This is a genomic window from Ulvibacterium sp., from assembly GCF_965228935.1.
Classification (GTDB): domain Bacteria; phylum Bacteroidota; class Bacteroidia; order Flavobacteriales; family Flavobacteriaceae; genus Ulvibacterium.
In genome coordinates this window covers 922,700-936,573 of sequence record NZ_OZ245846.1, presented here as the reverse complement: position 1 = coordinate 936,573, position 13,874 = coordinate 922,700, and the positions used below count along the sequence as shown (strand labels likewise).

The 13,874-nt window shown below is 42.5% G+C and carries 11 protein-coding genes; 2 read left to right on the top strand and 9 right to left on the bottom strand.

Annotation, left to right across the window (positions count from 1 at the left end; all coding sequences use genetic code 11):
* Positions 1 to 138: 138 nt before the first annotated feature.
* Both ACO06Y_RS04020 and ACO06Y_RS04015 read right to left on the bottom strand, forming a co-directional pair.
* Positions 139 to 2,391 carry an inorganic phosphate transporter gene (locus ACO06Y_RS04020; RefSeq protein ID WP_422082544.1) on the bottom strand — a complete coding sequence of 751 codons (2,253 nt, stop codon included), beginning with the start codon at positions 2,389 to 2,391 and terminating at the stop codon, positions 139 to 141.
* Positions 2,392 to 2,898: 507 nt separating this feature from the next.
* Positions 2,899 to 3,303: a carboxypeptidase-like regulatory domain-containing protein gene (locus ACO06Y_RS04015; RefSeq protein ID WP_422082543.1), complete on the bottom strand. Its 405-nt coding sequence runs from the start codon at positions 3,301 to 3,303 to the stop codon at positions 2,899 to 2,901.
* Positions 3,304 to 3,479: 176 nt separating this feature from the next.
* Here ACO06Y_RS04015 and dgt point away from each other — a divergent pair, with 176 nt between their 5' ends.
* Positions 3,480 to 4,823 (top strand): dGTP triphosphohydrolase, encoded by a 1,344-nt coding sequence (gene dgt, locus ACO06Y_RS04010; RefSeq protein ID WP_422082542.1) that lies wholly within the window; start codon positions 3,480 to 3,482, stop codon positions 4,821 to 4,823.
* Here dgt and ACO06Y_RS04005 read toward each other — a convergent pair.
* Together ACO06Y_RS04005 and ACO06Y_RS04000 are read right to left on the bottom strand one after the other, a co-directional pair.
* Positions 4,820 to 5,947, bottom strand: a complete 1,128-nt coding sequence (locus tag ACO06Y_RS04005; protein ID WP_422082541.1) for a DUF3078 domain-containing protein — start codon at positions 5,945 to 5,947, stop codon at positions 4,820 to 4,822. The genes dgt and ACO06Y_RS04005 overlap by 4 nt on opposite strands.
* Entirely contained in the window at positions 5,925 to 7,709 is a 1,785-nt protein-coding gene (locus ACO06Y_RS04000) for a 1-deoxy-D-xylulose-5-phosphate synthase (protein WP_422084231.1), read from the bottom strand. Before ACO06Y_RS04000 ends, ACO06Y_RS04005 begins: the two co-directional genes overlap by 23 nt.
* Positions 7,710 to 7,783: 74 nt before the next feature.
* Between ACO06Y_RS04000 and ACO06Y_RS03995 the strand changes: the two genes are divergently transcribed.
* Positions 7,784 to 8,233 (top strand): nucleoside deaminase, encoded by a 450-nt coding sequence (locus tag ACO06Y_RS03995; RefSeq protein ID WP_422082540.1) that lies wholly within the window; start codon positions 7,784 to 7,786, stop codon positions 8,231 to 8,233.
* Between the two features lie 70 nt (positions 8,234 to 8,303).
* On the opposite strand, the gene ACO06Y_RS03990 is transcribed toward ACO06Y_RS03995, so the two are convergent.
* The 5 genes from ACO06Y_RS03990 to aspS form a co-directional block, all read right to left on the bottom strand.
* Entirely contained in the window at positions 8,304 to 8,498 is a 195-nt protein-coding gene (locus ACO06Y_RS03990; RefSeq protein ID WP_299530325.1) for a cold-shock protein, read from the bottom strand.
* Positions 8,499 to 8,592: 94 nt separating this feature from the next.
* A complete protein-coding gene (locus tag ACO06Y_RS03985; RefSeq protein WP_422082539.1) occupies positions 8,593 to 8,844 on the bottom strand; it encodes a hypothetical protein in 252 nt (83 codons plus the stop codon).
* 52 nt (positions 8,845 to 8,896) lie between these two features.
* A complete protein-coding gene (locus tag ACO06Y_RS03980; RefSeq protein ID WP_422082538.1) occupies positions 8,897 to 10,681 on the bottom strand; it encodes a chloride channel protein in 1,785 nt (594 codons plus the stop codon).
* 78 nt (positions 10,682 to 10,759) lie between these two features.
* Complete coding sequence (locus ACO06Y_RS03975; protein WP_422082537.1) at positions 10,760 to 11,872, bottom strand: hypothetical protein; 1,113 nt, start codon at positions 11,870 to 11,872, stop codon at positions 10,760 to 10,762.
* 65 nt (positions 11,873 to 11,937) lie between these two features.
* Complete coding sequence (aspS, locus tag ACO06Y_RS03970) at positions 11,938 to 13,686, bottom strand: aspartate--tRNA ligase (protein WP_422082536.1); 1,749 nt, start codon at positions 13,684 to 13,686, stop codon at positions 11,938 to 11,940.
* Positions 13,687 to 13,874 lie beyond the last annotated feature (188 nt).

Genomic DNA, 13,874 nt, shown 5'->3' with positions numbered 1-13,874 from the left:
GGACGATTGGATTAGCGGAACAAGGAAAGCACTTTGTTGAACAGTGTTTGGTAATATCTCTGTGAAAGTACTATGAACAAGTTTGTTGGATTGGCACATTACGAACCATTTCCACAATTTAAAATAGGGAATTCTCGCCTATACGGTAACGGCATTCACATGGCCATCATAGATTTCCAATAGGTTCAATGTTGCCGTAAGTAAGTCCTTGGTTTCTGATAGGAGACTAAAATAGAGTGCTGTATTTTTTGGGCTGGTCTCATCTACCCTTGTTCGGGTAACCTGTTTTTCTATTTTTTTATTGATATGGTCAAAAAGGTTCTGTTTATGGATGATTAAATTGGTGAGGCCAACATATTCCTTGGTTTCAAAGATTTGGGTAACCTTGGAAAAAAGATTATCGACATATTGATCCGTTTCCTTCAAATCCTTTATTTGATTGAAACGCAGTTTTTTATGATTGTTATTTACGTGTTTATATCCGGCCTTGGAAATATATTCCAAAGACTGGGTCATGTCTTCCAGATAATTTAACATGGTGATGTAAAAGTTACTGGTCCCCACGCTTGATTCATCCAAGTTCTTGATAAAATAGAAGATATTGTCCTTTAATTCTTCCACCTCCTTATCCAATTTGGAGATACTTTTTCTACTTTTTTTCAATCGTTCTATGTCGTGCTTGGCCAGGCCATCGATACAATACGTATATATCTTATTGGCTCTTTTCATGGTAAGTGCAATGTTGTCCGCACTTTCCTCGATAAGCTCCTTTATCGAACTACTTTCCGCTTTTTGCAGCCTTTCCTCGATTTTATTTTCCTTCACTTTTTTGGTGTGGGAGAGATAATTTTTTCCAATGAGTAAAAAGGCGGTAATAAGCAAGATCACTATGGCCACAATTCCTCCTAAATGGATAACGTAGGCTATGATTGCCGCAGCCGTAAAGGCACTTATGGCCGTGAAGAACCATCCGCCTATTACATTGAGAACACCGGCCACACGATAAACCGCACTTTCCGGCCCCCAAGCCCTATCGGCCAAAGAGGTACCCATCGCTACCATAAAAGTGACATAAGTGGTAGATAGGGGCAATTTCATGGAAGTTGCTATGGATATTAGCACACTCGCTACCATAAGATTTACGGAAGCCCTTACCAAATCGAATGCGGGAAGATCCTGAGCTCTAACTTTAGGAATATATACATAAGGTTTCTCAAAACGCTTGTCTATTTTAGCTCTAAGGGAGATTGGTAGAATACCCGAAAGGTTTTCCGTAGCTCTTATAGAAAATTTCACAATTTGTCTGGAAAGGAAATTAGGTTGAAAGCGTTCTTCTCCCTCGTCTTGCCGGGACAGGTCTACACTGGTTTTCACCACATTTCTTGCTTTGGAAGAAAACCAAAGGGTAACGACCATAATGACTCCGGACAGCAACAGAAGCAAGGTTGGTGTCCTTACGGCCTGCGATAAGCTTTCCATGGTATACTGTTCGGCAGTTACGCCTGCTTCGCTCCAACTGGTGTATGACTCAAGCGCGGCCAAAGGAACACCAATAAAGTTAACTAGGTCGTTTCCCGCAAAAGCCATGGCCAGGGCAAAGGTGCCGAGAACAATGATTATCGTATATATATTGAGTTTAAAAAATGAAGTAATCAACCATGAGATAAATGTCCAAACCAGAAAGTTTTCAAAAAGAAAGAGTACGGGATTGGAGCTAATATATTCAAGAACGATAGGGTCAAAAATATCCGCACTCTTTAATCCTTTAACTATTATGAAGTAAACTATGGATGTTATGGCCAATCCACCAAAGATGGCTCCGATCCATTTGGGCCTTTCCTGGAATTTAAAGGAAATGAGCAAACGTGAGGCAAATTGGATAAGGGCGCCAATGGAAAAGGCGACTACTACGGAAAGTAGAATGCCCAGAATGATCTCGGTCGCTTTTTCAGTGTTAATATAAGTGCCCAAATCAACGAACCCACCACCCAATGCCGTAATTTTTAGTAACGAAATGGCCACGGCGGCACCTAATAATTCAAATACAATGGATACTGTTGTGGAAGTTGGCATACCCAAGGTATTGAAAAAGTCCAACAGAAGAATATCCGTGATCATGACGGCCATGAATATGATCATGATCTCGGCAAACACAAATTCCCCCGGATTGAATATCCCTTTTCTGGCCACTTCCATCATGCCACTTGAAGACATTGCCCCAAAGGCAATACCAACACTGGCAACAATCATAATGGTCCTAAAGGAAATGGCCTTAGAGCCTATTGCGGAGTTTAGAAAGTTGACGGCATCATTGCTTACGCCTACTACCAAATCCGTGATAGCAAGCACAGCAAGAGCGATAATCATGAACAGATAAATGTTTTCGCCCATTAACATCAAATAAGCACAAAAATGACATTATAATTTGTTAAGTAAGTTAAAATAAAGTTATGAAAGTTGTTTATACAATTTCAGGGTGAGCGATAGGAAATTTGTTTGGTTTTGTGCTTTCATTGTAATCGGAGAATCGGTACCATCAAAGTTTTAATGGGCTATTATTGGAAAATCCAATTTTTATTACTGTTTTGAGCGAAAGAAGGAGAAGATGATGGACTTTGTTTTGGGCAAGGAATCGAGGGTAGTCAAAAAGAGGGGTTTTGCCTGAAAGCACTCATGTAAATTTAATGTTAATTTATTATTTAATTAATGTAAACAAAAGATTTTTAGGGTAAGCCTGAGGTATTGGAGTTGGAATTCAGTAATCCTGAATTCCAAAATATTGGCGCCAGAAACATATGGGTCTCGGGCTTTGGTCGAAAAATAATTGTGGATGGCAGAGCCAAGAATATACAGAGGTTTTCCCAAGCTGTTCGTTTTGGAAAAATACGGAATATTGAACTACTTTTTGCTTTTGGTCTCTTTTTCCGCGGATGCGATTGGCCCATAGGGCTCGGATTCGGTATCGGAAACCATCGCCAATTTAGAATTGATGGTTTTTGAATTTAACCCTTTTTGTATTCGAAGCACCTTGTCGGGTTTTGTCTCCACAGGGATTTCCAAGGTATCATAACCTAAAAAACTGATGACCAACACATAGTTTCCTGGGGCCACCCCATCAATTTCAAAATTACCGTGAAAATTGGTCTGCGTCTTCCACTTGGTATTTTTTAGCATCACGTCCGCAAATAGCATCGGCTCGCCATTAAGTTCATTGTCCAAGACTTTTCCGGATATAGAACTGGTTTCCTGAGCCAAAATGACTGTTGAAAAAAGGAACGGAATGATTAGAATTATCTTTTTCATCTTGAGGGACGCTGTTTTCTGCAAAGAAAACAGAACCAATTTAAGATAAGGTTACCTGTATATTATCAATAGGTCTATTTAAGGTTAATTAAATGTTAGCTGTCTTTGGGCAATCGATGCTATTGGAAATCGGCAAATGCTTAAAAGATGTATCTTGCACCCCTAAATGGAATAGCATGGATTGGGAACGGTTGCTTTCCTTAAAGCGATATGGCGACACCGGCAAAAGATTGCGCAAGGAACAGGATGAAACCCGATTGGGATTCGAGGTGGATTATGACCGGATTATTTTTTCTTCGGCTTTTCGGAGTCTACAGGACAAGACCCAAGTTATTCCCTTGTCCAAGACCGATTTTGTCCATACACGTTTGACCCATAGTCTGGAGGTATCCGTAGTAGGCCGTAGTTTGGGTAGGATAGCAGGGAAACGAATACTGGAGAAACATCCACACCTTCAAGAAGTCCATGGATATACATTCAATGATTTTGGGGCCATCGTGGCCGCCGCTGCCTTAGCACATGATATTGGGAACCCTCCTTTTGGTCACAGCGGGGAAAAGGCAATTGGAGAGTATTTTAAAAACGGCAACGGAAAAAAATACCAATCGGAATTGTCAAAAAAAGAATATCAAGACCTGATTGATTTTGAAGGGAATGCCAATGGATTCAAGCTGCTATCCGAATCCAAAGAAGGTGTTGAAGGCGGATTGCGTCTGAGCTATGCGGTACTGGGGGCTTTTATGAAGTATCCAAAGGAATCACTTCCCAAGAAACCTACCCAACATATCGCGGACAAGAAATTCGGTTTTTTTCAGTCGGATAGGGAGTTTTTTGGCGAAGTTGCCCAGGAATTGGGATTGTTATCCACATCAAAAAGTGAAAATATTTCCTTTTCCAGACATCCCTTGGCCTATCTCATGGAGGCCGCAGATGATATTTGTTACACCATAATTGATTTTGAGGATGGAATAAACCTTGGCCTTATTTCCGAGGAATTCGCGTTGGAGTATTTGATAAAATTGGTCAAGGATACCATAAGTACCAAGAAGTACAATGGTTTAGTGTATAAAGAGGATAGGCTAAGTTATCTCCGGGCTTTGGCCATTAACACGCTAATCAGGGATGCCATTGAGGTTTTTGTTGAGAACGAAGAGAAAATACTTAACGGTACATTTGATACTTCCTTATTGGACAAGAGTAAATTTAAAGCTCAAATTGCCGATATTATCTCGTTAAGTGTCCAGAAAGTCTATCGTTCCCAGGAGGTGGTGGAAAAAGAAATAGCCGGTTATAGGATTATTTCGGATATTTTGGATGTGTATACCGGCGCACTTGTTCGGGAAAAGGGGGGCACGTTTTCCAATTATGACAGATTGATGATACAGACCTTACCGAAGTTTTATCAACGGACGGATACATCCTTGTATAAAATATTATTGAATACCTCTTGTTATGTGGCCAGTCTTTCCGATGGCTCTGCCGTCCATATACATAATAAGATCATGGGCAAACAACTTTAAAAATCGTAAGAGACCCCTACACCCAATAATTGCTTGAACTGTATCCTAGGCTCTCCCGGATCTATTACAATGCCATCGGCATTTACTTGCTCATCGAACAAAATATCGTCGTCATATATCAAATGGGTACCAATGGTGGTAACAATATATTCATTGACCTTAAGGTTAAAGTTGAGTTCCCAATCTATATCAACATTGCCGAATCTGCGCAAATAGTCGGTATACAAATTTAGGCGATGTTTCAGTCCCATATTTTTAAATAGTTGGGTTTCCCAGGTATTGTTGACCAGAAAGCCAAACTCCAAAAAAACATTTTCCCCTTGTTGTATCATGTTTCCATCGGCATCAAAAATTGCTTTTTGCACCCCAAAGGCCCCTCTATCCGCCAAATCTTGATCCAGTACAAAAGTGGCCTTCTGGGTTACTGGCGAAATATATAGATTGAATCTTTGATCTTTGGTGATGTATGACGTTCCTGCTCCCAAAAAGGAATATCCCGGGGACATAAATCGGGATATTGGTGTAGTGCGATCGGGATACTTAAATCCATTGGAAAATTGGGTGTTGAAATTTGCCTTTACGGAATAATACCAATTGCTGATGGTATCCCTTTGATAGCCAAATGTAGAGCTAAATCGGATGAGGTCGTCCGTTTTCCGTATTTGCTGGCCTTCCTGTACATTGATTCCATATCTAAAGCGGAGTTCATTGTCCCACTGGATGTATCTAAATTTATAATTTCTCGCAAAACTGGCATTGCCCAAGGCGGATACGGAATTGTCTCCCCCGGCATTCCAGTTTACAAAGGCTACTTCGCTTAGGTTCAGCCCGAGTTTATTCAATCGGGTCCAAAAAGAAGGTACGCGAAATCTTTTGGGTTTTTCCGTAAGGGCCTTTGTTTTTTTAAACGATACTTCTGGAATGGTTAGATTAACGCCCCTGGGGATATTCTTTATCTTCTCTTGAATGCGACGGACTACGATGGTGTCAACAACGGTCGTATCCACAACCATACTATCCAATTGTGTGCCGGGAGGAACAGGATCCTGGGCCAGTAACGATCCGGCAGCGAAAGCAAAGGACAAAAGAAAAAAGGACAGGTTATGTCGGTTCTTGTTGCGCATCAAAAATTCTATTTAAAAAGTTTTTAAGGGAAGTGGCATCTATCTCCGCCAGTTGATGGAGTTCATCCATCGCACCGTGCTGTAGGAAAACATCATCTATTCCGAAGATATGAATTCTGCCCTGATACCTCATCTCATTGGCTTTTTCCAGTATGGCACTTCCAAACCCTCCGGCCTTGCAACCATCTTCAATGGTAATAATATGCTCGTAATTTTGAAAAATGTGTTCCAGACGATTTGTGTCCAAAGGTTTTATGAAACGCATATCATAATGCCCTATTTGTTGGTCGTTATCATTTTCATCAATAACCTTGCCAACCCTGTTTCCTATGGGGCCTACGGAAAGTATCGCGATTTTACTTCCTCTTTTTAATTCTTGGGAAGACCCTATGGCTATTTCTTGGAAAGGTTGTTTCCAATTCAGGGTAGTTCCCCGGCCCCTGGGATAACGTATGACAATAGGACCAGGAACCCCTAACTGTGCTGTAAACATAATGTTGCGGAGCTCCACTTCGTTCATAGGCGCAAAAATAATCACGTTGGGAATGCATCGCAAGTATGAAATGTCATAAACACCATGATGGGTTGCGCCATCCTCGCCGACAATACCGGCACGATCTAAGCAGAATACTACCGGTAGATTTTGTAGGGCCACATCATGTATCACCTGATCATAGGCACGTTGAAGAAAGGTCGAGTAAATATTACAAAAGGGGATAATACCCTCTAAGGCCATCCCAGCAGCTAAAGTAACGGCATGTTGTTCGGCGATTCCTACGTCAAAGGCCCTATTTGGAATTTCATCCATCAAGTACTTTAAAGAACTACCTGTAGGCATGGCCGGCGTAATCCCCACAATTTTAGGATTCTGCCTGGCAAGCTCGACCAAGGTATGTCCGAAAACATCTTGATATTTCGGGGGCTCGGTTTTGACCGACTTTGGAAGTATTTCTCCGGTGGATTTATCGAATTTTCCCGGGGCATGATAAACTACCTGGTTCTCTTCCGCCTTTTGCAGTCCTTTCCCCTTAGTGGTGATTATGTGTAACAATTTAGGTCCAGGGAGCGATTTTAACCGCGTCAGTTCGGTAATCAAATTTGGCAAATCATTACCGTCCACCGGGCCGGAATAATCCAAATTGAGGCACTCAAAAATATTTTCGTCCTTGGCCGTACCCCTTTTTACGTTGGTCAAATATTTTTTTAAGGCGCCCACACTGGGGTCTATTCCAATGGCATTGTCATTTAGGACGATCAATACATCAACATCGGTAACACCGGCATGATTCAATCCTTCAAAGGCCATTCCGCTGGCAATGGAAGCATCCCCGATTACCGCGATATGGTGTTTGTTCATTTCACCTTTTAACTTGGAGGCCAGTGCCATGCCCAAAATAGCCGAAATGGAGGTGGAACTATGTCCTGTACCAAAGGCGTCATATTCGCTTTCGTCAATTTTAGGGAACCCACTGATACCGCCCAATTGTCTGTTGGTACCGAAACTTTCCCTGCGCCCTGTTAAAATTTTGTGTCCATAGGCTTGGTGTCCCACATCCCAAACAAGTTTGTCCTTAGGGGTGTCAAAAACATAGTGAAGGGCAATGGTAAGTTCTACTACGCCTAGACTTGCCCCGAGATGCCCTTCCTTGGTCGATACGATATCTATAATGAACTCCCTTAGTTCCTGGGCAAGTTGGGGTAGTGCGTCCATGGGAATCCCGCGCAAGTCTTTAGGAGAATTTATTTGGGAAAGCATTTTCATTTTCGGGGACAAATGTACGGTAAAATGGTTGTGTGGCTCTTCACAATTTAACCCAAAATTGTACATTTGGTTTTATGGTTTTGCCTTTTGATGATGCGTACTTTATGAAGAAGGCCCTGGAGGAGGCCCATATGGCCTTTGAAAAGGGCGAGGTCCCCATAGGAGCTGTAATCGTAGCCCAGGACAGGATTATTGCACGTGCCCATAATCTTACCGAACAACTGAACGATGTTACGGCACATGCCGAAATGCAGGCGATAACCTCCGCCGCCAATTTTTTGGGAGGGAAATATTTGAACAATTGCACGCTCTATGTAACCCTGGAGCCCTGTCAAATGTGTGCCGGGGCGTTGTATTGGAGCCAGATTTCAAAGGTGGTGTTCGCCGCCAAGGATCCCAAAAGGGGGTTCATGGCAATGGGCGCTAAACTACATCCAAAAACAGAAGTCCTAGGAGGGTTAATGGAAAACGAGGCTTCCGTTCTTCTGAAACGATTTTTTATTCAAAAAAGGAATTTGAACTGAAGGTTTTGTACGGAGATAAAAAAACCCCGGTATTTCACCAGGGTCGGAATTCCATTCAATAATACAATACTTATCTTAATACTTGCACTTGTGCAGCTACCATACCCTTTCTGCCTTCTTCCTCAACGTATTCTACTTTGTCGCCTTCGTTTAGCTCAACCCCGTTCAATGCCGTGGCATGAACAAAGATGTCTTTTCCCGTTTCGTCGTTCGTAATGAATCCATATCCTTTGGAGTCATTAAAAAATTTTACTGTACCGGTCATTCAATTAAAATTATTTGTGAAAAAATGTTTGTCTCACTAAGGTATAATTTTTTTGGGCAAATCCGCTTGGATTATCGGTCAAATATTGATAAAGTCATTGGTTTTCAGACTTTTCACTTTCTTTTTTCCGCATTTTTCGAATGTTTTCCTCGTTAAGCATATAATCCTTCATCTTTTTTCCCTTGCTGGCCTTTATCAAAAAGAGGGGCATGGCCACAAGAAAAAGTCCAACAGTGCCAAAGCCAATGAACTTGCTGGCCAATAGGGGTTCCTCCTCTTGAATGGAAAACCCATAAAAAATTGAAGTGAAGGAGGCGATGGTGATAAGGGCAATAACGTATTTCATTCGTCTAAAAATAGTAAAAAGAGCATAATTTGATAATCCAATGTCCTGTTCGTTATTTTGTGAAGTTGATCAACTCGCGGCGGTATGCGGTCAATAATTTGGACTTGGACACAAAACCAAAGTACTTCCCCTCTTTGATTACCGGGAGATTCCAGGCCCCGCTATCCTGAAATTTACGCATTACCTGTTGCATGGAGTCCTCTCCATAAAAAATATGTTCAGGAGGATTTCGCATAAAATTCCTGACCAGGGTCGTATCATACATAGAGGTGTCGAACATAAACTCGCGGATATCGTCCAACAATATGATGCCCGACAAGGCCTTTTTTTCGTCTACCACTGGAAAAATGTTGCGAGTAGATTTTGACACGGACTGATGTAGCATATCACCTAAGGTCATGTCGGGGGATACGGGCTTGAAATTTTTTTCAATAACATCATCCAGTTGCATTAGGGTAAGCACTGCCTGATCCTTGTTATGGGTCAGTAAAGCACCCTGTTGCGCCAATTCCCTGGTATAAATGGAATGGTCGATGGCATTCTTGGTAATCAAATAAGAAATGGAGGCCGTAATCATTAGAGGTACAAAAAGCGCGTAACCTCCCGTGATTTCGGCAATTAGAAATATCGCGGTCAATGGGGCATGCAATACCCCGGCTATAAGACCGGCCATACCGATCAACGTAAAATTGCTTTCCGAGACGGCGAACCCCAGCCCAGAATGGTTGATCACTTTGGCCACAACGTTGCCCAAGGCGCTGCCCATTACCATGGTAGGGATAAATATCCCTCCGGCACCACCCGCTGCCAAGGTGGTGGTCATGGCCACCGCCTTAAAAATGGTAATACCAAAGAGCAAGGCTATAACTACCCAAATATTTTCAATGTAAGCATCAAATGGAGTTCTGCCCAGAGCAACGGCATGTTTCCCGTCCAATAGATTATTGATAAACCCAAAACCTTCCCCATATAGGGGAGGAATGAAGTACAGCATTATACCTATGGCCAAACCACCCACAAGTAGTTTATATTTTGGACTCCTGAACGGTTTAAAGAGTTTTTGGATGCCAAAGTACATTTTGGTGAAATATATGGAGGCAAACGCGGTACCAACACCAAGGACAACGTAGAACAACGTGTCCTTCACTTCAAAATCCTGGGTAATCGTAAAGTTAAAAAGGGCCTCATTGCCCAGAAAGAAGTAAGAGGTAAGTACGCCGGATATGGAGGCCAATAAAAGCGGCAGTACCGATAACATGGTCAAATCCAGACTAAATACTTCCACTGCAAAAATAATGGCCGCAATTGGAGATTGAAAAATGGAGGCAATAGCTCCTGCGGAAGCACAAGCGATCAATAGGGATCGGGTCTTGGTATTGATATGGAACAACCGGCTCATATTGGAGCTGATCGCCGCGCCGGAAGCAACTGCCGGGCCCAAAAGGCCTACGGAACCACCAAAACCTACGGTCAGCGGAGCGGCTATCAATTGGGTATAAATATGTTTGGGCGCAATAATACCTTTCCTTTTGGATAATGAAAAAAGAATGGAGGAGACTGCATGTTGCAGTTTTTCCTTATGTACAAATTTAACATAGAGGTATACGAGTGCCAGACCGATTATGGGTAACACGAAATACATCCCATAATTGGAAAAAAGAATACCTCTTTCCAGGGAAGATTCTATAAAATATGTGATATTCTTTAGGGTAACCGAAGCCAAACCGGCCAAAAGGCCGACCACAACGCTCAGTATTTGGATAAATGTTTTGTTGGAAATGTGCTTGTATCTCCAGACCAATACGCGTTTTAAAAGACTTTTCTTAGGGTAGGGCATTGCATCCATCCGTTGACTAAGGGCAAAGGTATCCAATTTCTATTGAAGAAAACCGCAGGAAACATTTCAGGGGAATGCCTAGTACTGCAATTGAAACTCGAAAGGTTTCGCAGACAGGAGCTCCCCGTTTTTGATTATGCTGAATTGTAAAACATACGTTCCTTCCGGCAAAACTTCGGTTGGAAAGGAAATCCACATAAAGCTTCCCCTGTGAAATGGATTACCGATTGGAGGGTCTTCCACGATGGTAAAACCGTCCTCGCAGCTATTGGCCAAAAACGAATTGACATCATCCGTGTCGTGGATTCTTTGATCCAATTGTGTATAGGTGTCCGTAGTGATAAGTGGATCCTCGACACTTGTAATGTTGATCCGATAATCTTCAGGTTTATTGAAATCAATTTCCGTCCGGATAGATGAATCCCAAAAGAACCCCTGAAAAAGGAGCTTTGTTTTGTCCGATTCACTACAGGGCACTATCTTTTGAAAAGTCAGTGCGTTTGTTCTTGGTTCCGGATTAAATAAATCAACGGTGCTAAAACTGCCGTTATAATAATCATTGAATTGCAGTGTCAACGTTGCTTCCAACCTTTCTTCATAGGCGATTGATGAATCAAACAAGGCCGATAGTTCGGTCGAGGGTGTAATCAGCAGGGAATCCTTGGAGATAATGGTAATTTCCGTGGGAATACTGTCGCTCTCCCTTTTTAGAAACGAAACGATACCGTCCCTTAACTCATTGTAGTCGTCATCAGCGAATATATTGGTAATCCATATGCTATTGGGATTTCCCTCCCGAATAAAGGTGTAGTTAAAAGGGAGTGTCCTAAACTGTATTTCTTCACCTTCTTTTACAAAATCATTTACCTTAAATACGGGCTTTGCCAGATAAGCGGTTCCGCGTTCAAGACCATTGATTTCCAGTATCTTTTGATTTTCAATAGGAATCTCCAAAACACTCCAATTCGCATCATTACGCTTCTTGTACCAGATTTCCGTTACTAAATCTCCCCCGTTTGTCGTAAGATTTGAATAGGTATATTGGAGCTCAATGGAGGCAGATGTGATTTCACCAATACTGGAAGCCAATCCTTCCAAGTCTATTCTAGCCTCGGAGGACATGGTATCCGTACCGTTTTTGCTACAACCAAAGGATAGGACGGCAAATGCCGTGAATAAAATAATTCTCATGGTACGCTGGCAAGGGTCCAACTTAAAAACACGGGACTACTTTGTCCCAGGCTTGGGTCTATTGACTATGTCCGTAATTTTAGCCCCAACTCATCCAATTGCTCTTGGTCAATAGGGGAAGGGGCATCGATCATTACGTCCCTACCACTGTTGTTTTTGGGAAAGGCAATAAAATCCCGAATAGTTTCCTGTCCACCTAAAATAGCTACCAAACGATCTAGGCCAAAGGCAATTCCACCATGTGGGGGCGCACCATACTGGAATGCATCCATTAAAAATCCAAATTGGGCGCGCGCCTCTTCCGGGCTAAAGCCCAAATGGCGGAACATGGTGGCTTGGACTTCCTTATCATGGATTCGAATCGATCCACCACCAATTTCATTACCGTTCAAGACCAAGTCATAGGCATTGGCCTTTACTTTTCCGGGATCTGTTTCCAACAGTTCCAATTGACCGGGTTTGGGCGAGGTAAATGGATGGTGCATGGCATGGTACCGACCTGTTTCCTCGTCCAATTCCAACAAAGGGAAATCGGTTATCCAGAGTGGGGCAAATTCATTGGGCTTTCTAAGCCCTAAACGTTCCGCCATTTCCATACGCAATGCACTTAATTGGGCCCGTGTTTCATGGGTAGATCCAGACAGTACGCAGATGAGGTCTCCCGCTTGGGCACCAATGACCTTTGTCCAACTGGCCAGGTCGTCTTGATCGTAAAATTTATCAACCGACGACTTAAAGGTACCGTCCTCATTGCATTTTACATAAACCATTCCCTTTGCACCGATTTGTGGACGTCTTACCCAATCGATCAATTTATCGATTTCCTTTCGGGTATATTCGGCGCCACCGGGTACGGCAATACCACCAACATATTCGGCCGAATTGAATACATTGAAATCCCTATGTTGGGCCACTTCATTCAATTCACCCAGTTCCATGCCGAAACGGATATCCGGTTTATCATTTCCGAAGCGCTTCATGGCTTCATCAAAAGTCATTCTTGGAAAAGTATCTACTTCAATCCCGTTAATTTCGGCCAACAAATGTTGGGTAAGGCCCTCAAAGGTGTTAAGGATATCCTCCTGTTCTACAAAAGCCATCTCACAGTCTATCTGCGTAAATTCAGGTTGCCTGTCCGCCCGTAGATCCTCGTCCCGAAAACATTTGACGATCTGAAAGTATTTGTCCATTCCTCCGACCATCAACAGCTGTTTAAAGGTTTGTGGGGATTGGGGAAGGGCATAAAACTGTCCTTCGTTCATTCGGCTGGGCACCACGAAGTCTCGGGCACCTTCGGGAGTGGATTTTATAAGATACGGTGTTTCCACCTCAATAAAACCTTCCTCCGAGAGATACTTGCGTACCTCCATGGTTACCCTGCTCCGGAAGATAAGATTGTCCTTGACCTGATTTCTACGAATGTCCAAATAGCGATACTTCATTCGCAGATCCTCGCCACCATCGGTTTCATCTTCAATAGTGAATGGAGGCGTTTTGGACGCATTGAGTATGGTAAGCTCACTTACCAAAACCTCTATATTGCCAGTGGGAAGGTTGGGGTTTTTGGAGGCTCTTTCAATGACTTTGCCTTTGGCCTGCACTACAAACTCCCTACCTAAATTTCTGGCTTTTTCCAGTAACTCTGGGGAGCTTCGCTCTTCGTCGAATACCAATTGAGTGATACCATAGCGATCTCGTAGGTCTGCCCAGACTACAAAACCTTTGTCCCTGGTTTTTTGCACCCAGCCTGTGAGTGTAACCAAAGCGTTACAATGGGATTCCCTCAATTCACCGCAGGTATGGCTCCTGTACATATATTCTGGTTTTGGACGGCAAAGTTAAGAAGTATCCGTATTTAAAGACCATGGATTTCAGCGGATTTTTCTGCAAAAGGACAAAAAAGATTATAAACTGATAAAAGTCATAATTCTCTTAAAATTAGATTATTATATTAGTAATGTAAATTTAATGTTAACTAAAAGTTATGTAAACATGTTTTTTA

Excerpts from the sequence above, each read along its gene's own strand:
- ACO06Y_RS04020 (WP_422082544.1), bottom strand. The coding sequence starts at position 2,391 with ATGGGCGAAAACATTTATCTGTTCATGATTATCGCTCTTGCTGTGCTT.
- ACO06Y_RS04015 (WP_422082543.1), bottom strand. The coding sequence starts at position 3,303 with ATGAAAAAGATAATTCTAATCATTCCGTTCCTTTTTTCAACAGTCATT.
- dgt (WP_422082542.1), top strand. The coding sequence starts at position 3,480 with ATGGATTGGGAACGGTTGCTTTCCTTAAAGCGATATGGCGACACCGGC.
- ACO06Y_RS04005 (WP_422082541.1), bottom strand. The coding sequence starts at position 5,947 with ATGCGCAACAAGAACCGACATAACCTGTCCTTTTTTCTTTTGTCCTTT.
- ACO06Y_RS04000 (WP_422084231.1), bottom strand. The coding sequence starts at position 7,709 with ATGAAAATGCTTTCCCAAATAAATTCTCCTAAAGACTTGCGCGGGATT.
- ACO06Y_RS03995 (WP_422082540.1), top strand. The coding sequence starts at position 7,784 with ATGGTTTTGCCTTTTGATGATGCGTACTTTATGAAGAAGGCCCTGGAG.
- ACO06Y_RS03990 (WP_299530325.1), bottom strand. The coding sequence starts at position 8,498 with ATGACCGGTACAGTAAAATTTTTTAATGACTCCAAAGGATATGGATTC.
- ACO06Y_RS03985 (WP_422082539.1), bottom strand. The coding sequence starts at position 8,844 with ATGAAATACGTTATTGCCCTTATCACCATCGCCTCCTTCACTTCAATT.
- ACO06Y_RS03980 (WP_422082538.1), bottom strand. The coding sequence starts at position 10,681 with ATGCCCTACCCTAAGAAAAGTCTTTTAAAACGCGTATTGGTCTGGAGA.
- ACO06Y_RS03975 (WP_422082537.1), bottom strand. The coding sequence starts at position 11,872 with ATGAGAATTATTTTATTCACGGCATTTGCCGTCCTATCCTTTGGTTGT.
- aspS (WP_422082536.1), bottom strand. The coding sequence starts at position 13,686 with ATGTACAGGAGCCATACCTGCGGTGAATTGAGGGAATCCCATTGTAAC.